The 19,831-nt window shown below is 52.8% G+C and carries 14 protein-coding genes; all 14 read right to left on the bottom strand.

Going from position 1 to position 19,831, the window contains the following annotated elements; translation table 11 throughout:
- Positions 1-93 precede the first annotated feature (93 nt).
- On the bottom strand, positions 94-690 hold the full coding sequence (locus GWG06_RS09965; protein WP_160712958.1) for an RNA polymerase sigma factor: 597 nt from the start codon (positions 688-690) through the stop codon (positions 94-96).
- Positions 691-892: 202 nt separating this feature from the next.
- Complete coding sequence (locus GWG06_RS09960) at positions 893-2,161, bottom strand: NAD(P)/FAD-dependent oxidoreductase (protein WP_160712956.1); 1,269 nt, start codon at positions 2,159-2,161, stop codon at positions 893-895.
- 3 nt (positions 2,162-2,164) lie between these two features.
- On the bottom strand, positions 2,165-3,475 hold the full coding sequence (locus GWG06_RS09955; protein ID WP_160712954.1) for a RagB/SusD family nutrient uptake outer membrane protein: 1,311 nt from the start codon (positions 3,473-3,475) through the stop codon (positions 2,165-2,167).
- A 9-nt stretch (positions 3,476-3,484) separates the two neighbouring features.
- Positions 3,485-6,433, bottom strand: coding sequence for a SusC/RagA family TonB-linked outer membrane protein (locus GWG06_RS09950; RefSeq protein ID WP_160712952.1), 2,949 nt, complete (start codon positions 6,431-6,433; stop codon positions 3,485-3,487).
- 35 nt (positions 6,434-6,468) lie between these two features.
- Positions 6,469-7,749, bottom strand: a complete 1,281-nt coding sequence (locus GWG06_RS09945) for a TlpA family protein disulfide reductase (protein ID WP_160712950.1) — start codon at positions 7,747-7,749, stop codon at positions 6,469-6,471.
- Positions 7,750-7,788: 39 nt separating this feature from the next.
- A complete protein-coding gene (locus tag GWG06_RS09940) occupies positions 7,789-10,818 on the bottom strand; it encodes a DPP IV N-terminal domain-containing protein (protein WP_160712948.1) in 3,030 nt (1,009 codons plus the stop codon).
- A gap of 21 nt (positions 10,819-10,839) precedes the next feature.
- Complete coding sequence (locus tag GWG06_RS09935; RefSeq protein WP_160712946.1) at positions 10,840-11,868, bottom strand: ferritin-like domain-containing protein; 1,029 nt, start codon at positions 11,866-11,868, stop codon at positions 10,840-10,842.
- Positions 11,869-11,904: 36 nt separating this feature from the next.
- Positions 11,905-13,830, bottom strand: coding sequence for a hypothetical protein (locus tag GWG06_RS09930; protein ID WP_127035086.1), 1,926 nt, complete (start codon positions 13,828-13,830; stop codon positions 11,905-11,907).
- An 81-nt stretch (positions 13,831-13,911) separates the two neighbouring features.
- A complete protein-coding gene (gene trpA / locus GWG06_RS09925) occupies positions 13,912-14,730 on the bottom strand; it encodes a tryptophan synthase subunit alpha (protein ID WP_160712944.1) in 819 nt (272 codons plus the stop codon).
- Positions 14,731-14,755: 25 nt separating this feature from the next.
- Positions 14,756-15,940 (bottom strand): tryptophan synthase subunit beta, encoded by a 1,185-nt coding sequence (trpB, locus tag GWG06_RS09920; RefSeq protein WP_127035088.1) that lies wholly within the window; start codon positions 15,938-15,940, stop codon positions 14,756-14,758.
- The gene (gene trpC / locus GWG06_RS09915) at positions 15,937-16,755 is read right to left on the bottom strand and encodes an indole-3-glycerol phosphate synthase TrpC (protein ID WP_160712942.1); all 819 of its coding nucleotides are present in this window, start codon (positions 16,753-16,755) and stop codon (positions 15,937-15,939) included. Before trpC ends, trpB begins: the two co-directional genes overlap by 4 nt.
- Positions 16,752-17,747, bottom strand: coding sequence for an anthranilate phosphoribosyltransferase (gene trpD, locus GWG06_RS09910; RefSeq protein WP_160712940.1), 996 nt, complete (start codon positions 17,745-17,747; stop codon positions 16,752-16,754). The genes trpC and trpD overlap by 4 nt, the downstream gene beginning before the upstream one ends.
- 21 nt (positions 17,748-17,768) lie before the next feature.
- Complete coding sequence (locus GWG06_RS09905) at positions 17,769-18,416, bottom strand: anthranilate synthase component II (RefSeq protein ID WP_160712938.1); 648 nt, start codon at positions 18,414-18,416, stop codon at positions 17,769-17,771.
- A 10-nt stretch (positions 18,417-18,426) separates the two neighbouring features.
- Entirely contained in the window at positions 18,427-19,830 is a 1,404-nt protein-coding gene (locus tag GWG06_RS09900) for an anthranilate synthase component I family protein (RefSeq protein ID WP_160712936.1), read from the bottom strand.
- Position 19,831 lies beyond the last annotated feature (1 nt).

Raw genomic sequence — 19,831 nt, 5'->3', positions numbered from 1 at the left:
ACCGTCATGGGAAGAAACACCCCATGGAAACAAATATTTTTTTCCGGGTAAGGATGAGTGTAAACTAAAGAGGGAATTCAGGCAGACAGGTAACTACTTTGCGGCGGCTGTTTTCAGCAGCAATATCACCGTAATAACAGACAGGTGAAGGATTTCACGTAATGTCAGCAATGCGCGGGCCGTTAATTTATAAGCACCCTTCACACTGATATTCATCATCGCAGCAATATCATCATAGGATAATTCCTGAAAATAACGCAGGTAAATAATTTCTTTTTGCCGTGCTGTCAGCTGCTCCATAGCCAGCTGCAGGGCTGCCAGCTGCTCATGCCGGCTTTCTTTTTCTATATAAACAGATTCGGGAGAAAATACCAGTTCGAAATCATAATCATCTTCCAGGGTGGTCACCCTTCTGCGCTTTGCATCTCTTATCTTATTATAGATCATACCCCGCAGGGAAACCAGCAGGTATGGCCGCACACGTTTTACCGTATCCAGTCCCGTTCTGTTGGTCCACAGCTTCACAAAAAGCTGCTGTATGCTCTCCCTCACCAATTCTTCATCGGCGCAAAGACGCATCCCATATTCGTACAACATTGTAAAGTGAAAACGGTATAAATGCTGAAAAGCGGTTTCGTTCCCATTAACTATCTCCCGCCACAGCTCCGGATCATCAGCCCATTCCTCCATACATCAAACTCATTTCGACAAAAGCAGCGGAAAAATTACAACCATTTTACCGATTTCAACAAATATTTTTCATTTTATTATTTGATTATTTGAGATTTATATCCAGTCATTGTTCCCTTTGTACAGTGAGGTTCAGCAGTAAACCAAGATTGGATACAAATCTCAAATAATAAAATAATAAAATAATAAAATACTTCCTGCTTTATGGTTGCCAGCGGTTAATCCGGAAGCGAGGTTCCACAGGCAGGCGGCCGGAGATGTTGGCTGCTGCCAGTTCTCCCATGGCTGCGCCATGTTTGTAGCCATGTCCTGAGCCGCCGCCGGCAATCCATACGTTGTCTGCCTGCGGGTGCCTGTCGAGAATAAAATCTTTATCCGGCGTTTCCGTGTACTGGCATATGCGTTGCTCTATCAATGGCCTGCCGGCCATCACCGGAAAGCGGCGTTGTATCACTTCCTGTGCCTGTTGTAATTCTTCCGGCCGCAGGTAGCGGGCGTAGGTATCAAAGCGGTCGCTGATATCTTCCTGAATGGTGATGGCTATCTTAAACCCTCTGCCGTCGAATGCGGGTACGCCGTAGCTCAGCTGGCCGTCTGCCGGCCAGTTCACCCAGGTGGGCAGCTGCGCGAATGCGGTGTGCAGGCTGGCAGGAGGTGCAAAATAGAAGTAGCCCTGTCTTGTTACTTTCAGCGGGGCCAGGTTGGGGAACAGCCGCAGCAGCCAGGGGCCGCCGGCAAAAACGAATACATCTGCCTCCAGGCGTTGCCCGTTTGAAAGAGAGAGCGCCTGCAAACGGCCGTCTATATGGCCAGGCAGCGATGCCTGCGCCTGCACAAAATGGCCGCCTTCCTTTATAAACTGCTCCAGCACTGTTTTACAGCCTTCGCGTGCGGAAAGGAATCCTGATGCGGGGTCATACCATACTTTCGCCAGCCCGGTTGTATCTATCAGGGGCCAGCGGAGGGCGGCAGCGGAGGGCGACAGCTGTTCCAGCTGTATACCGGCGTGCCGGTACATGGCGGCTGCCGCCATATCGCCCGGTATAACAGCACCTTCATGCTGCAGGAGCAGCAGCCCCTGCGGATAATATATCTGCTTACGGGTCTGTGCTTCCAGCTTTTTCCAGTGGCTGAGGGAACGCAGCGCCATATCAAAGTACAGCTGCTGGTTGCCATAGAAAGGCCGTATCAGGCGTGTTTCACCACCGGAAGCGGATTGGTTGTTGCCTGCGCCGTACTGATCGGCCAACGTAACGGCATAGCCTTCCCGCAGCAGATGCAGGGCTGTCCAGCCGCCAAAAGCTCCCGCGCCGATAACGGCGACACGAAGTCTGCTGTAACTTTGACGATTATACGAAAAACCGGATGTGCTGCTGACATGCATAGCCGGCAGTACGCTGCCCGCAGCCGTAATAGCGGCGGCGCGCAGCGTTTGCCGGATCGCCTCGCGGCGGCTGATTTTTTTACGCATCGGCTATAAGGCTACGGTTTCTGAAACGGGCAGGGGCAGCTGCTCCCATACATTATCTGCCGGGCGGTCCAGCGGCAGCTGCTGCAACCGGCGATACCGGCGGACATCTATCCAGCGGTGTCCTTCAAAGAAAAGTGAATACCGGCGCTGCTGCAGCAACTCATCTATCAGCGGCTCCTCTTCCTCCAGACCACTGTAGGGCCGCAGGCGATGCGCTGTCCGTATCCTGTCCAGCGCCCTCACCGCCTCGGTAAAGTGCTGTGTGCGGATATTCACTTCTGCATACAACAGTATCAGCTCTTCATTACGCACCAGGTAAACAGGCGCTGTACCAGAAGTATACACCCATACGTCGCGGTTACCGCTTAACCCGTTCAGAGAGGCAGCTATATTTCGTATATTCGTTTTAGTTATACGGTCATCGCCGGCTTCTATCCCGGTGGCATACGACGGATGCGCCAACCGCACATCGCCGTTCTGCTGCGGCGGTGTAAAGGCGCCATTCAGCTGATCGCCGGTACCGGTGCCATACACATGGCTTATACCCCTGTAAAGATCTCCCTCCAGATCCAGGAAGGAGGCTTCCAGCGCTGCTTTTGCGGAAGGCCAGTCTTCCCGGTATACAGCTACCCTCGCTGCCAGCGCCCGGTTGAACTGTATCAGCCCGGCGGCATCCTGGAAACCGTTAAATCCCGGTGACAACGGAAAGGCCAGCACAGCGCCTTCCAGGTCAGTCTTTCCCTGGTCCAGCAACGCTGCAATAGCTGCCAGGCTCTTCGCATAATCCAGCACCGGACCAGGCTTATCAGGGTCGGACACATCGGCGCGTATCCCGTTTTTGTAAGTGAGATTCAGGTTCAGCAGCAGCTCATGCGCCTGGAAGGTTTTGGCGAAACCCAGGTAACCCTTGCGCTGCGCATCACTGATCAGTGTGGATCTCGTTGCTGCGGCTATCAGCACATTGGTATTCTTCACCACCCGGTAACGCGCTGCCCAGTTGAGCGTGATATAGAAATTACTGTTCAGCAGCTCATTGTCATCTGCCCCCAGCAGCTCGGTAGTATAGCGCGGATCGGCAAAGCGATAGATCTCCCGCCCTATCACACCGGTAACATCCAGATAGAGATCAATGGAGTTCCGCGCACCGGAAACGGTACCGTTTACCAGGTTATTCAACTGCTGCTGACTGGCATTCTCCAGATATTTTTCTACGGTAGGATTATTCAGATCACCAAAATTACGCTGGCAGGAGTTCAGTCCGACAGCCAGCGAAAGCATTAACAGCAAAAGGTTGAGATAAAATAATGTTTTCATACGGCTGATTTAAAAATTAACGGATAAGTGAAACCTGGCGCGTTTGGCTGCGGGGTATGGCACCAGCTCTACTCCACCGGAGAAACCGGTCCCGAAATTGGAGACTTCCGGATCATAGGAACTGTAGGGCGTAATGGTAAAATAGTTGTTGAGTGAAAGCCCCAGCGTCAGCGAGCGGATCAGCTTCGGACGGAATTTATCGAATGTATAATACACCCCTATCTCCCTTATCTTAAAATAATCAGCGTCTTCAATAAATTCTTCGGAAGTCTTACCCAGCTTGGAAAGACGATTGGGACCATTCGGCAGTTTATTGCCCGGCGCTACTTCATCATAGTCTTTGGTGGTACCACCCAGATCAGCTGTCAGCCGCGTGAAATTGATATTCTGTCCTCCCTTCTTCCAGTGCAGTAAAAAACGGATGCTCAGATTACGCGCTACGGTTACTTCATTGGTGCTGCTCACCTGGAACTCCGGTTCGGCATCGCCGAATCTTCCTATACCCGTTGGCGTTAGTCCCAGTATCTGCGTGGCGGATTTACCCTGTTCTATCTGGAAGGTGCCGCCGAGGTATCCGAAAGCGCCCTGTGGTACTGCCGGCGTAGTCAGCCTGGTGACTTCCGAGCGGTTCAGCCACAGATTTATTCCGGTATTCCAGGTAACCACTCTCGTATCAACCGGTCTGGCATTGAGGCCCAGCTCTATGCCCTGGTTACGCAGGTTGCCGGCGTTCTTCCAGGCGGAGGCGAAACCGGTAGATGCCGGCGGACTGCTCAGCATCAGGAAATCATAAATATTTTTATTATACCAGGTCACCTGTACGCCTAAACGACCATGCAGCAGCACCAGGTCTATACCGGTTTCAAATTCTGTCTGCCGCTCCGGTTGTATGCCCGGCTGCCCCTGCTGCGGGTTCACCAGCGATCCCGGCAAACCCGCTATGTTGGCGATTCCCAGGGAGGTAAACTTGCTGCCGTAGGCAGGCACGTTGGTAGCCTGTCCGTAGGCGGCCCGCCATTTCACATCTTCAAAAAAACCTTCCCGTATCACACCCGCTTTCGTGAAATTGAAAGCAATACCACCTTTGGGATACAGATAAAACTTACCGGCATCGCCATTGTTGGAAGAGCGGTCGAAACGCAGACCAGCATTAAGGCTCAGCGCATTCGCAATCAACACTTCTTCCTGAATGAACCAGCCGTCATTCTGAAACTGAAAACGAGACTGGGAGGCTGTCAGCGCACCAGCCTGGCTAATGTTCGACTGCCCGGTAATGACCTGTGTGGCTACATCTATCGCATTGTTGAAATCTCCTGTCTCCTGCGTTACGCCCGCAGAGGTAGTGAGCGATAGCGCGGAAGAAGGCGTAAGTGTATTTACCAGGGACAGAATAAAGTTCGTATTGAGGTTACGGGTGAAGCCCTGCACAGAGGTGCCTTTGTTCACTGCCTGCGACTGCAGGATGCCGGGAAACAGTACATCTGTCTGCAGGTTGTAAAAGTCAATACCGCCACGCGCTACCAGCTTTGTGGTGCTGATACGGCTGCGCTGCCACGTAGCTTCTGCATTACCACCGATAATTACGCGGTTCACTGATTCGTTGTTACGCATCAACGCTACTGTCTGCAACGGGTTGGAGCTGCTGAAGGGATTGTCTGGATACTTACCTTTTTCATCAGGATGCAGTTCCGCGAAGGAAGGTGTGTAAGCGAGCGCCCACCCCAGCGATACTCCGGTGTTATCATTATTCGAAATACCTCTGTCTGCGGATGAATTAATAAAGTTTGTACTGACACCTATTTTAATATCGTCGTTAACACGATGATTTACATTCAGCCGGATGCTGTTATGCCGGTAGCCGGTATTCTTTACAATACCGCTTTCATCCTTCTGGGCGGCCGAAATAAAGAAGTCGGTTTTTTCGCTGCCTCCGCTCAGACTCAGGCCGGTATTGCGGGTGAAGCCGGTGTTACCATAGATTTCCTTTTCGTAATCATAAATTTTACCCTGGGCTTCCGCTTCCAGGAATTGCTTCCGCAATGCGGCGCTTGCAACAGGATCTTTAGATAAGGCTGCTGCCCTGTCGGCAGTAAACTCCCTTGTTCCCAGCAGGCGCGTAGCTTTGTTAAAGCCGAGATCCTGCGACAGAGAGAGCTGTGTTTTTCCTGCCCGTCCTTTCCGGGTGGTGATGATAATAACGCCCGCTGATGCCCTGGAACCGTAGATCGCTGCGGCCGAAGCACCTTTCAGGATCTCTATATTCTCTATATCTTCCGGTCTTATATCCGCAATGCGGTTGGAGGGATTGTCCTGATTGGAAGTAATCACACCGGGATCTTTCACAGCTTTGGTGACAGCTGTCAGGCCGGAGGAGATGGCGCTGTTATCAATAAACACGCCATCTACCACATACAGTGGCTGCGTGGCGCCGTACACGGAAGTAACCCCGCGCAGCTTAACGGATATACCACCGCCGGGGGCGCCGGTGTTGGCATTGATATAAGCGCCGGGCACCTTGCCGGATAAGGCGGCGTCCAGCGTCTGAGCGGGCGCGGTACCGGAAAGGTCTTTACCGGAAACTGTTACTACGGTATTGGCGAGGTTCCTTCTTTTTACATTGGTCGCTAATCCTGTTACGACAATTTCATCGAGGCGGGATAGGTCTTCCTGCAGCGTAATCTGTGCAGGCCCTTTCAGTGTGGCGGTGTGCAGCTGCTGTGTTTTAAAACCTGTGAAGCTGATACTCAGCCGCGCATTCGGTGGCGCCTGCAGGCTAAATCTTCCCTCGGCATCTGTTACCGTTCCGATGGTGGTATTGACAACTGTTACAGTAGCTCCCGGCACCGGATGATGGTCTGTATCACGAACATTTCCGGTGACAGTCTGTTGCTGCGCCCACAACGGGTTTGCAGTCAGCAATAGGTATATAATGGCTGGTAAAAAATATCTGTAGTACATCTGATTAAGTTGGAAAATAATTGGTTGATAAAAACTCACTGCCCTTTCTCCTGCAGCAGTTCATTCACCTCCTGGTTGAATTCCCTGATGAAGGCCTGGTAGTATTCCCCGGTAGCCGGTCCGTTATAGCCGGTATGTATCTTTGCTACTTCTCCTTTTTTATTGATGAAAATGGTGGTGGGAAATGCGGTAAATTTATCCAGCGAAGGCAGGGAAGCCGCCACCAGCTGCTTATCAGCAAGTCCGCCTACCAGTTGCGGATAGCCGATGTTATATTGTTCCTTTACGCGGGACAATACTTTTTTGAAATAGGCGGGATCATCTTTTCGCTCATAGTAAACGGACAACACTTCTACCCCGCGGTGTTTATTCTCCTGGTACCATGGCGCCAGGAAGGCTACTTCGTCCATACAGTTGGGACACCAGGTACCTGTAATGGTGATGATGACCGGTTTACCGCTGAAACGGCGGTCTTTCAGTGAAATCTTTTTTCCGTCGACGTCCGGCAGCGACAGATCAAAAGTGCGGTTGCCGTTTTTCAGGTGAGTAATCGTATAGGCGTCAGGTAGCGCGGCCTTTTCATTGCGTACGGCGGTAAAGCGGAATTTGCCGGATGGCGCCGACGTATAGCCGTTAAAGTTATCCGCATCTTTTACTGTTGCGGTAATAAGATTGGGGCCGGTACCGATGAAGGAGGAGAGCTGCAATGAATTGCCCTGCAGGCTGCCTTCCAGGAAACGCGTGTCGCCGGTGACTTTCAGGAAGGTGCCTGTTACCTTGCTGCCTTCCTGGGAGAAAATGCCGACTGACTTTATCTCCCGGCCGTCTTCTGTATAAAAGGCAACATCCCACTTTCCGGCAATTGTTGCTACCGGCGCTACGCCTGTTTCCTGAAAACGGTGATGCACCCCGTACTCCAGCGTTACCTTGATAGGCAGGCCGGTGCGGTCTACCGATATGGGCAGTCCCTTCGTATCTGTGGGCGTCACCAGTTCATCCTGCCGGCGCAGCAGTCCTGTAGCCTTTTCGGGGCTGTTCAGCACCAGCGCCAGTTCATTGTCAAACTGATCAAAGGCAATAATCAGGGAATCCTGCCGGCGCGTAATCCGGGAAGCCGGTAGCCGCTCCTCTCCGTTAATCAGCACAACCCGGTCAGGTGTTACTTCAAAGTTAAAGGGCACTTCCGAACCATCCCGGTTATACAATACACCTCTCCAGAATCCTTCTTTCACGGGAGTTTGCGCGTTTACTGCTGTAAAAACACCCGGAAGAAAAATCAACAGGGCAAATACACAGAACATTGACATCTTTTTCATGGTTGATATTTTTTGTAAATGATTAAATGATGGTTTCCTTTATGGCTGGTATGGATGTAATAAGGCATCCGCACTATACAGCAACCCGTTTTTAATTACCAGAGATACCGACTGCGCTGCGCGTATATCCTGCAGCGGATCGCCGTCTACCACCACCATATCAGCCAGCTTCCCGGCTTCGATGGCGCCCAGGTCGTCCGCAACGCCCAATGCTTCTGCAGCGTGGATAGTGGCTGCACGCAGTGCATCTTCCGGCGTAAGTCCGGCGGCGGTGAGCTCCTGCAGTTCCACATGCAGACTTAATCCATAGGGAATAAAAGGTGCATCGGTTCCGGCGGTGATATGCGCACCTGCCTGATGCAGGCGGCGGATGGTATTGAGCGTAGCATCATAATTTTGTGTCAGTTCGGGCATATGCGCCTTAATCTGTCTGGCGAAGGTCCGGTAGGCCGTTGCATAGCCAGGCGGATATAAGGTCCGGAAAACGGGCGTTTCCAGCAGGGAGCTGTCCTGCTCCATACGCAGGAAAAAACCGCCGGACAATGCGATAGTCGGCGTGAAATTCATACCCGATAAAGACAGCAGCTGTGTTACATCTTCATAGCTGCGGTTCAGGGGAGACTGCATAGGGCCATAGCCGCGGCGGCTGGTGGCGCGTATATGCTCCACCGCATCTACCCCGAAAGCCACCGCAGGATATAGCTCATGCGAGGCTACCGCCATACCGTGACGATGCGCAAAGCCGGTGATTTTCTTTTGCAGGCTGTCTGATGTGCGGACATATGTTTTGATAAGGTCGTAATCCAGCGCCACAGCACGTTCCAGCTCCAGCTGCAATTGGGTGTCATTGCCTATGCTGTTGGCATTGCCGTAATAGATGCGTTCTCCGTCTGTCAGCGTACCGGAAAAAAATTCCCGCGGGCCGGGGCGTACACCTGCTGCCCAGGACTCTTTACGTTCCAGCGCATCGTAAGGATCCGCGCCGGGTTCACGTACGGAGGTAATACCGTAAGACAACCATATCCTGCCCAGCACCTCTCCCACGCCGGCGTACTGATGCGCATGCATGTCAAACAGGCCGGGGATCACCGTCCTGGTGGACGCATCTATCACTTTACCCGGCAGCCCGTTTTCGTGTGGCCGTACCTGTTGTATGCGGTTATTTTTGATGAAGATATCTACGTTGTAGTGGTAGCCATGCTGCCGGCCATCGAAGAGGCGGCCTGCATGCAGTATCCATTCATCTTTTCCGGCCTGCTGCTGCCAGGTGAGCGGCAGCGGGCGGTCTATGATATGTCCGTCAGACAGAAACACCTGTTGCAGTTTATCTGTCTGCCAGAATACGATGCTTTTTGCATCTCCGGTCCAGGAGGGCGCATCGGCGAGGGTAGCGGTGAGTTGCCGCGGAGGGCCTGCCGGCGTGCCATCCGGCTGTACCGGCACGGTCCATAAAACGCCGTTCTGCACATAGGCCATCTGTTTTCCATCGGGCGACCATACGGGTCCGTTTTTACCGCGGGTAGCCAGCGTACGGTTCAGCAGCGGGGATATAAAGCGGTCAGGTTGCTGCCCGTCGGCGGCCACAAGTAATATTTTGCTAATGCCTTCCCGGAAACGGGAAGAAAAAGGCTGTAATACGGAGAAGGCTATACGTTGCCCGTCAGGTGACCAGGCAGGTCTTCCGGGGGCCGACAGGGGCGTATGCAATCTGCGTACTGCTGCCAGCGGCTGTACAGGGAAAGCTGTCCGGGGACCATTATGTGCCGGCAACTGCTGAACGGTATCCGGGCGCACAACACCCGGTACTGCCGTGCCCCATACATTCCGGGCATCACTGAGCAGGAAGGCTATCTGCTGCCCGTCCGGAGACCAGGCGGGAAACATCACGCCTTCCGGTGTATCCGTAATACGTTTATCCGTTCCCGTTATCATGTCATGTATCCAGAGATCCATTTTACCGAGGCGGTCGGACACGAAGGCCAGCCGGCTGCCGTCCGGCGACCAGGCCGGGTCCAGGTCTATGGCCGCATCATTCGTCAGGCGGCGGACGGTATCCTGCTCCTGCAACCAGATATCCCCCAGCGCTGTAAAAGCCACCGTGGATCCGTCGGGAGAAACCACTGGCCCCATCACACCTTTCACCTGCCGGAAGGCACTGTCATCAAAATTTCTTTGCTTCTTCGGCCATGCACTCCGATGCAGCTGTAAGGTAACGGAGAAGGAAACGCTGTCTGCTAAAGCGCTTCCTGCACTGCCCCACCTGATTTTCCCATCAGCAGTGTACAGGAATTTTTTTTCCTTGCTCCAGTTTACCTTAAAGGGGAAAATATCTTCACGGGATGCACTGAGCTTCCTGGTGACTTTCGTGGCGATGGTGGTGAGGAACAAACCACTGCGTCCCTTCTCATACCCAAACCACGACACCTGTTTTCCATCCTTCGTAAATGCGGGTGCAGACACTGTCCCGCGGGATGTTACCAGCACCGTTTCCTGCCCGCGATGGCGGATACGGATGCTGTTGCCGGCGACATACGCCAGCAGCCGGCTGTCGGGCGACAGGGCCGGCTGATAATTTTCTGTGTGACTGTTTGTTACCTGCTGCAGCGTTGTATCTCTCAGCGACAGCTGCCATACATCATACTTGCCGGAACGGTCAGAGGAGAACAGGATGCGGCGGCCATCGGCAGCCCATTCCGGTTCGCGGTCATCGTATATGCCGGAGGTGAGCTGGCGTAACCCGCTGCCGTCGGCATTGATCAGCCACAGATGATAGTTCCCGTCGCGATAGGACTGGAATACCAGCTGCCTGCTGTCCGGCGACCAGGAAGGCTGCCGGTCATCGCTCAGGCCATTGGTCAGCTGCACCGCAGCGCCACCGGTAACGGGCAGCAGGTACAGGGTCCCCTGCAGATCTATGGCAATGTTCCGGCCATCAGGTGACAGGGCGGCCATCATATTGGTACCTTCCCGCACGGCTATACGCAGCTGCACAGGAAGTTGTGCGGCTGCTTGAAAGCAGCCGCCGTTGATAATGGCAATAATGATGATATATATTGCTTTCCGGATCATTAAAACAAATATTTACGGGCATTAAAAAGTGACATCAACAAACTCAAACGGAGGCCCTACTGTAAATCCGGCTTTTCCCGGAAAAGGTATTTCCGCAAGTCTTTCTCCTTTCAGCTTCACGTCGAACATCAATCCTATGCTATGCTTCACGAAATCAGGTTCTCCGTTGTAAGTTCTGTGCAGGGCGTTCAGCAGTTTGCTGTAGGCAACATTGAATTCATGTGCACGGCGCCGCGCTTCAGATCCTGCCGGCAGGTCTGCTACTTTAGTATTGGGCGCCAGCGGATACACCGCTGCCGCATCAAAGGGAATAGGCGCACCGGAATAGGAGAAGCTGCTGCCATCCTTCACCAGCCGCTTGCCATGATATAATTCTGCAAAGAGATAATAGTGCGCAAGCTCGTCTTCTCCGTCCAGCGGAGATGTCTCTGTGCCCTCTCCCTGCTCCACGATAATATCGATGGCTGCAATCGCCTGCTGTTTTGTTTTGATGGGGAACAGCAGGTCTTCATCAAAGAAACCGGTTACCTGATATTTGGGATTACCGGGCAGATGATGATCTGCCAGCTCCGCAATCTTTTCCTGGATAGCTTTATAGAACAGGCCGATGGTGGCGTAAGTATTGTCCGCTGCAGCGCTTTTCACAGGGAAGTTCAAAGGGTTCTCCGGCTCTTCTATCTCCATAAACACGTCTTTCACTACACGCGTCGAATATGCTTCCAGTCCTACAATCAAGCCGTCGCGGATGCCCAGTGGCAGCGGCCCCGGATACGCCGGCACGAATCCTTCCTTATTTACCACAGGCTTACCTTTCAGGGCATTCAGGATATTGGCGGCAATGGTCATATGCAACATTTCTTCCACCACCACGGAATGAATGATGTTCCATATCTCCCGGTTCTTCTCCGGTTTCAGTGAAATCATGGCAGTGAGATAGGGTGGAATGGTGGAGTGTTCCAGCTCAATGGCGTACTGCAGAAATTCATGCAGCTGATCCAGTTGTGTGGCATTTTTTACTTTATCTAAAATGGCTGTTTGTATTCTTATCATAAGGAAGAATTGTAAAGTATAGGTTCAGGTGAAATGTTACTCTGCCGCGAAAGGCAGTACAATGTTGAAGGACAGCTTACCGCCACTTTTGGAACGGGCCATGTTTTTCTGGTAATCGTCCAGGTCCAGGTCTCCGGCAGCAGCAACCACCGGTTCCTTTTTCACTTTGGCCGCTTCACTTTCCGCAGCTGCGATGTCCTGGATACTGTCATCATCCAGACGTTTAAGCCATTTCACGATCGTCTTCCGTTTGGCGGCAGACAGGTCGCGGGTAACCGGCATATAGTTGGGGTCCTTGATCTTGCGCGTAAAGGCAAAGAGTAAAATATCACGGCGTTTCTTCACCGCTTCTTCCGAACCTAAGTCCACAATAAACCGGCTCATCAGCGGGAACAGGTTGCCATACTGTTTCAGCGTATAGGCGATGTCCTGCCAGGCAGGGTTTTGCGGAATATCGAATTCATCGCGGAGATGCACATGGAACTGATCGAACGGATATTTATCCTGCACCGGTACTTCTGCAAGACTGTAGTTGAGATAATATACCTGGCCGTCTACATATCCGCGGGGAGAACCGGGATCATTACCACCGATAGTGATGCGGGCAAATCCCTTGTTGTTGGTGGTCAGTTCCGCAGGGAACAGCAAAGCCTCCGGAGGCGTGCCTGTCAGCGGTATAGGGCCTTGCAGTGTAGGGTCAGAAAATATATCAATCGGTACAGGCGGCTGCAATACAAGCGATATTTTTGCCTGTGGCAGCGGTTTACCCCATCGGTAAGCATATATTTTGCTGCGCTCTTCATCTCCGGGATCCAGGCGGAAAACGTGCGCATCTGCCCGCAGTAAGTATCCTCCGACAGATTCACGCGCGATCACCCGCTCCTGCCCTTCCGGGGTTTTTCCTATGAGTAGCAGCTGATGATCTTTCAGCAGCTGGAATACCGGCTGGCTCAGCTGAAAACTCACTACACCACCGGTTTTCAGCAGCCATCCCGGCTGATGTGTATTGCTGATAACGCCAATCTCCAGGTATTCCGCCGGTGTGATGAGTAGCGGAGCAGTGCTCACCGGCTGGTTAAATGCCGCTTTTGCTACACCCAGCTTCAGGTATATCGGGTCAATATTTCCCTGCGTATCCGCTACCGGGAAGGAACCGCCAAGATCCAGCAGTAACCTTTTGTGTTCTTCTTCCACAATAAAATTGCTGTAGTTGAACGGAATGGCAGGATTCGTATCTGCGCCGACGTTAGAGATACCGAATAATCTTCTGCCCGGCACGAACTGCTCCGGTTCCCCTTCTATCCAGGGCCCCAGTGTGCCAATGATTTTCCCGATGGTAAAACGGCCATCGGTATGCCCGGTGTAATAGGCGAAGCTGGTGAGATTCAGACTGAGCTTATCGTCATCTGTCTTTGCCTTCAGCTCTTTCAGGAAAGGTGATTGTTTCGCTTTATCTGTCCAGTGCAGATTGGTGAGGACGGTAATCCAGCTGGCGCCCAGCGGCAAACCGTTCGGCGGTGGCTGAAACTGGCGCACCTGCAGGTCGCGGAAGCCGGAAGGTTCCACATCTCCTTCGAGCAGCAGCTCGCCATCGGGAGCAAGTAAACGTAGTTTAACACCCCAGGGCTCCGTAGATAGCTGCATCTGCGGATCAAGGTCTACCAGCTTACCGCTGAGGCGATCCGCCGGACTGGTGACGGCAGTGCCGATCACAATATCATCGGCAGTATTCGTCAGCACGCGGCCATCAGGATAGCTGACCTGCTGTACATAGGTATGCTGCAACAAAAAGGAGGAGCCTCCATCGGGATTATAGGCGCCGTTGACATTGTTCTCTCCCGGCAACTGAAAGCGCGCCTGGAAATTATCATTGTCGAAGTGTCGCACATCATTGTTGGCGGTGGCTACATCCGCCTGAAAATCGCCTGAAAATACGAGTCGCAGACTGTTTAAATAAGACATAAACGAGTGATGGGATTTGGTGAAACTTTTTATGTGAGATCTGACCTCCTGAAATTTTATTCCGGGTACGTTCCCGGAAAGCTACAGTGTAGCCGTCTGCCGGTGCGGTACGGACGGTAACGGTTCTGCTGCACCCCGCAGCTGTTGTATAAAAGCATGAATAGCCGGCCGGAGATCATCCGCCTGTTCCAGCACACGGATAAAAGCGCTGCCGATGATAGCGCCGGCGGCATACTGACAGGCATACCGGAAACTCTCCTGATCTTTGATATTGAATCCTATCAGCGCAGGGTTCTGCAGCGGCGTTTGCCGTATCCGTGAAAAATAGCTGTCATGGCCCTGCTGCTGCTGCTGATTTCCGGTAGTACTGCTGGAAGAAACGATATAGATAAATCCGGTTGACAGCCGGTCAATATGTAACAGTCTGTCTTCCGGCGTTTGCGGCGTTACCAGGAAAACGTTGGATAGCTTATGGGCCTGGAACAGTTGCTGGTATTGCTGTTCATATTCCTGCAGGGGAAGGTCAGGAATAATGATGCCGTCAATGCCCGCTGCGGCGGCCTGCGTCACAAATTGCTCCACACCGTATTGCAGTACCGGGTTATAATATCCCATCAGCAGTATGGGAATATGTATGTGGGTGCGTATATCTTTCAGCTGTTCGAAGAGCAGTTCCACAGACATGCCATTGCCGAGGGCGCGGGTATTGCTGGCCTGTATCACGGGCCCGTCGGCCATGGGATCGGAATAGGGCATGCCTATTTCCACGAGATCTGCGCCGGCTTCCTGCAATGCAGTGAGTACAGGCACCGTATCCTGCAGGGCAGGAAAGCCGGCGGTAAAAAATACGCTGAGTACCTGTTCTTTTTTCTGACGGAACAAGGATGTTATTCTGTTCATCTTCCTTATTTTTTTGCAGATGATTTTAATATCCGCCTCTGTCGATATAGGTTTGCAGATCTTTGTCTCCCCGGCCGGAAAGGGTTACCACTACGGTATCCGAAGGGATAAGCGGCAGAAAGGCCAGCGCTGCCAGTGCATGCGCCGATTCCAGGGCAGGAATGATGCCCTCCAGTCTGCTGAGCTGAATACCTGCCTGGTAAGCCTCTTCGTCCGTAGCGCTGTAAAACTTCCCGCGGCCTGATTCAAACAGCCAGGCATGCAGCGGCCCGATACCGGGGTAATCGAGTCCTGCTGAAATCGAGTGTGGCTCAATGATCTGGCCATCGCGGGTTTGCATGAGCAATGTTTTGCTGCCATGAATAATACCTGGTGTGCCGACAGTGGTAGTGGCTGCAGTTTTCCCCGTGTGCACACCCAGTCCGCCTGCTTCCACCGCCACCAGTTTTACCTGTTCTTCCTGCAGGTAATGATAAAAGGTGCCGGCCGCATTACTACCACCGCCAACGCATGCCACCAGGTAGTCAGGGTTTTCATGGCCTGTTTCTTTCAGCAGCTGCTGCCTGATTTCCCGGCTGATAACAGATTGAAATCTCGCTACCATATCAGGATAAGGATGTGGGCCCACTACGGAGCCGATGATATAATAGGTGTCTGACGGATGATTGATCCAGTCACGGATAGCTTCGTTGGTAGCGTCTTTCAGGGTTCTGCTGCCGCTCAGCGCCGGGCGTACTTCTGCGCCCAGCAGCTTCATTCTTTCTACATTAGGTCTTTGTCGTGCGATATCCGTTTCGCCCATATACACCACGCAGGGCAGGTTCATCAGCGCGCACATTGTAGCAGTGGCAACGCCGTGCTGACCGGCGCCTGTTTCAGCAATGATGCGGGTCTTGCCCAGGCGCTTCGCCAGCAGTATCTGGCCAAGCGTATTATTCACCTTGTGCGCGCCGGTGTGATTAAGATCTTCCCGTTTCAGATAGATAGTAGCGTTATATTTTTCAGACAGCCTGGAAGCCAGGTACAGCGGGGTCGGACGGCCCACATAATCTGTCAGCAGCTTTTCAAACTCCGCCCGGAAAGAAGGCGATTCGATAATGGATACATACTGCTGCCGCAGTTCCTCCACATTCGGATATAGCATCTCCGGAACATATGCGCCACCATACCTGCCATAGTAGCCATCTTCCGTAATATTATACTTACTCATAAGGCCACTGTTTGCGCGTTGGACAATGCCTTTCTCAGTTCCTGCGAGTATGTTGCCAGCGCCAGGCCGGGATCACGTTCACGCATAAACGTTTCACCGATGAGAAAACCTTCATAGCCTGCCTGTTTCAATGCAGGCACCACTTCGTAGTTGGTAAGCCCGCTTTCCGACACGCGGAGGAACTGCGCAGGTATATGCGGCGCCAGCTGCAGCGAGTGTTTTACCGATATTTCAAAGCTGTGCAGGTCACGGTTGTTGACACCAATAAGGTCTACCTCCGGATGCAGGTTTTCCTGCAGTTCTTCCAGCGTATGCACCTCGAGCAGCACGCTGAGCCCCAGCTGCTGTGCAAAACGCGCCAGGGAGGCCACCGTAGCCGGCGGCAGCGCCGCGGCTATCAGCAGGATGATATCTGCACCAATGGCTTTAGCTTCTGTTATCTGGTATTCGCTGATGATAAAATCCTTGCGCAGCACAGGCAGCTCTACGGCTGCCTTTACGCGGGATAAATCAGTCAGGCTGCCGCCAAAATATTTCTGGTCCGTCAGCACGGAAATGCAGGAAGCGCCTGCTGCTTCATATCCCCGCGCTACTTCCGGCGCGTCGAAGTCAGCATTGATAATTCCTTTGGAAGGCGACTGCCTTTTTACTTCCGCAATGATGCCCAGTTTCCCCGGAGCGCGCAGGTAATCGGCCGCACGCAGCGGCGTGCGGTCAAACAGCGGATATTTTTCCAGCCGGCTTACCGGCGTTTGTTCCCGGCGTTGCGCCACCTCTGCCCGGGTATTGCTGATGATATTATCAAGTATGCTCATGTTCCGGAATGGATTAAATTTTTGAGAGATAAATAGGCGCGGCCGGAGTCGATGGACTCGCGGGCGATGCCTACCGCATCAGGAAGGGGTAGCTCCGGCCGGAGCAGCTGAATAGCCAGTCCGGCGTTAGCCAGCACCGCGTCTGTCTGCGCACGTGTAGCCTTTCCCGTTAGTACGGCGGTGAGAATACCGGCAGCAGCTCTGACAGAGCCGCCGCCCTGCAGCTCCTCCGGCAGCACACGCGTACTGCCGAAGTCGGCCGGCTGCAGCAATCGGGTTCCCCGGTTGCCGATCAGCTTCACCGGGCCGGTAAGGGATACTTCATCGTACACGTCCAGGGAGTGAACAATTTTGTAATGCACTTCCGTATGCTGATACAGATGCCCGTAAAGCCGCGCCAGCTCCAGGCTGTATACACCGAGCAGCTGGTACCTCGGCGACGCAGGATTAATAACAGGCCCTATAATGTTGAAAAAAGTGCGCACCTGCAGTTCCTTGCGGATGGCTGCCACATGCTTCATGGCCGGATGAAACAGCGGTGCATGCAGGATACAGATGCCTGCGCTGTGCAGACTGCGTTGCAATACCCCCGGATCATGGCTGAACTTCAGTCCCAGGTATTGCAGCACATCAGAAGAGCCGCTGGTAGAAGAAACACCGTAGTTCCCGTGCTTGGCCACCTTAAATCCCGCACCCGCCACCACCAGCGCGGCCGTAGTGGATATATTGAAAGTATCCTTTCCATCGCCGCCGGTACCTACAATATCGATGGGATCCCAGGAAGAAAGATCCGTTTTCACACACAGCTCCAGCATGGCGTCGCGGAAACCCGCCAGTTCATCCGGCGTGATGCTGCGCATATTGAAGATGGTGAGGAAAGCGGCTATCTGTGCAGGCTGATACCTCCCTTCTCCTATCTCCTGCAGCGTTTCGCGGGCAGCGGTATAGGAAAGCGTTTCCTGTCTGAATAAATTTCCCAGTAATGTTTTCACAATAGGTAGCGTTAATTGGGTTTACTGAAAATATCCGGCATAGGCCAGCTGACTGATGTTGGCTATCCGGTCTTCCCGGCTGGTATCCTTTACCGGCGGAGATTCCAGCCAGTTGGCGATCAGCTGTTTTCCACCGGCTGTCAGCACGGATTCCGGGTGAAACTGCAATCCACGCACGTCGTAGCTGTGATGCCGCACGCCCATCAGGTAGTTATCTTCACTCACAGCAGTCACTTCCAGCGGATGCCGGATACTGTCCAGATCCGCCACCCAGCTGTGATAGCGGCCGGTGACAAACTGTTCCGGGATATGCTGAAAGAGATAGTCGTCCGGTTGTGTGATAGTAGTAGGCAGCCCCACCCCATGCACCACATCATGCATATTGGTCAGGGTAGCGCCAAAGGCCTCACAGATACCCTGATGGCCCAGACATATGCCCAGTATGCTTTTCACGGGAGCGTAACGGCGGATCAGGTCCATCATAATGCCGGCTTCTGCCGGAACGCCGGGGCCGGGTGACAGTAAAATTTTATCGAAAGCATCCACTTCTTCCAGCGATATTTTACGGTTGCGAACCACGCTGGTCTGTGCACCATATCCGAGTTCCCGGATGATGTGTACCAGATTATAGGTAAATGAATCGTAGTTATCCAATACCAGAATTTTCATTTCATGATGATTAAAAGGTTGCTGCATATTCGATGGCCCTTTTGAGCGCCATCAGTTTATTATTAACTTCCTGTAATTCGCTTTGCACGTTGGAACGCGCTACCACTCCGGCTCCCGCCTGGTAGTAAAGATGATTGTCCTTGCTGAGCACAGTACGTATCATGATGGCGTGATCCACTTCACCATGGAAGCTGATATAACCGATAGCACCGCCGTAGTAACCACGGCATTGCCGTTCATAGGTATTAATCAGCTGCAGGGCTTTATGTTTGGGCGCGCCGGAGAGCGTGCCTGCGGGAAAGGTATTAGCCAGCATCTGCAGACTCCCCTGCGGGTCATCGAGTTTGCCGGTAACTTTGGATACGAGGTGGATGACGTGGGAATAATATTGCACTTCCCGGAAGGTTTCCACTGCCACGGAAGATCCGTGGGTGCTGAGATCATTGCGGGCAAGGTCTACCAGCATGATATGTTCCGCATTTTCCTTGGGGTCCTGCAGCAGGCGATCTGTCAGCTGCCGGTCCTCCTCCGCGTTTCCGGTGCGTTTAACGGTACCGGCTATAGGAAAAACGGTGGCTATGCCGTCCTTCACCACTATCTGCGCTTCCGGTGAGGAGCCGAAAATGCGGAAGCTGCCGGCATCGAAGTAGAAGAGATAAGGTGAAGGATTAATATGCCGCAGCGCACGGTATACCATGAAGTCGTCTCCGCGGTAACGCCTGCTGAAGCGGCGGGAAAGCACCACCTGGAATACGTCGCCGCGGTAGCAGTGGTCAATACCTTTCTGCACTACCTGCAGGAATTCCTCATCAGTAAAGTTGGAGGTTTCTTCCGGCGATGAGTGGAAGGGGTAATGCGGGTAGCTCTTACGGCTGATGAGGTGCTGCATACCGTCCAGGTTAGATGTTTCTCCCTGCGGGGTATGCTCATACAGCCATACCTCGTCGTTATGATGACTGTAGATGATAACGTAGCGGTACACCTGGTAGAACAGGTCAGGGATACTTCTGTCTTCATTTTCAAAATCATGAATGTCTGCTTCCTCGAAATACCTGACTGCATTGTAACTGGTAAAACCGAATAATCCGTGTGTGACATACGGTGTACGGGGATGGCTATACGAAAAAGAGGCCGTATAGCGCTGCAGGGCGGCCAATACCTGCCGGTGCGCGGTAACCGGCGTTGTTTCCGGGTCTTCACCGGGAAATGCGATAGTGATCTGTTCCTCCTTTACTTCAAAGGACGATACCGGATCGCAGCAGATATAGGAATAGCTGTGCTGACGCTGATGATAATCCGAGCTTTCGAGAATAATGCTGTTGGGAAATTCATCCCTTACCCGCAGGTATATTTCTACCGGTGTCAGGGTGTCGCCCAGTAGTTGTACGCTGCGGGTGTTAAAGTTGACTATCATA

This window comes from Chitinophaga solisilvae, from assembly GCF_009928525.1.
Lineage (GTDB): Bacteria > Bacteroidota > Bacteroidia > Chitinophagales > Chitinophagaceae > Chitinophaga > Chitinophaga solisilvae.
The sequence above is the reverse complement of the archived record's forward strand: the minus strand, read 5'-3'. Positions and strand labels throughout refer to the sequence as shown.

Excerpts from the sequence above, each read along its gene's own strand:
- GWG06_RS09965 (WP_160712958.1), bottom strand. The coding sequence starts at position 690 with ATGGAGGAATGGGCTGATGATCCGGAGCTGTGGCGGGAGATAGTTAAT.
- GWG06_RS09960 (WP_160712956.1), bottom strand. The coding sequence starts at position 2,161 with ATGCGTAAAAAAATCAGCCGCCGCGAGGCGATCCGGCAAACGCTGCGC.
- GWG06_RS09955 (WP_160712954.1), bottom strand. The coding sequence starts at position 3,475 with ATGAAAACATTATTTTATCTCAACCTTTTGCTGTTAATGCTTTCGCTG.
- GWG06_RS09950 (WP_160712952.1), bottom strand. The coding sequence starts at position 6,433 with ATGTACTACAGATATTTTTTACCAGCCATTATATACCTATTGCTGACT.
- GWG06_RS09945 (WP_160712950.1), bottom strand. The coding sequence starts at position 7,749 with ATGAAAAAGATGTCAATGTTCTGTGTATTTGCCCTGTTGATTTTTCTT.
- GWG06_RS09940 (WP_160712948.1), bottom strand. The coding sequence starts at position 10,818 with ATGATCCGGAAAGCAATATATATCATCATTATTGCCATTATCAACGGC.
- GWG06_RS09935 (WP_160712946.1), bottom strand. The coding sequence starts at position 11,868 with ATGATAAGAATACAAACAGCCATTTTAGATAAAGTAAAAAATGCCACA.
- GWG06_RS09930 (WP_127035086.1), bottom strand. The coding sequence starts at position 13,830 with ATGTCTTATTTAAACAGTCTGCGACTCGTATTTTCAGGCGATTTTCAG.
- trpA (WP_160712944.1), bottom strand. The coding sequence starts at position 14,730 with ATGAACAGAATAACATCCTTGTTCCGTCAGAAAAAAGAACAGGTACTC.
- trpB (WP_127035088.1), bottom strand. The coding sequence starts at position 15,940 with ATGAGTAAGTATAATATTACGGAAGATGGCTACTATGGCAGGTATGGT.
- trpC (WP_160712942.1), bottom strand. The coding sequence starts at position 16,755 with ATGAGCATACTTGATAATATCATCAGCAATACCCGGGCAGAGGTGGCG.
- GWG06_RS09905 (WP_160712938.1), bottom strand. The coding sequence starts at position 18,416 with ATGAAAATTCTGGTATTGGATAACTACGATTCATTTACCTATAATCTG.
- GWG06_RS09900 (WP_160712936.1), bottom strand. The coding sequence starts at position 19,830 with ATGATAGTCAACTTTAACACCCGCAGCGTACAACTACTGGGCGACACC.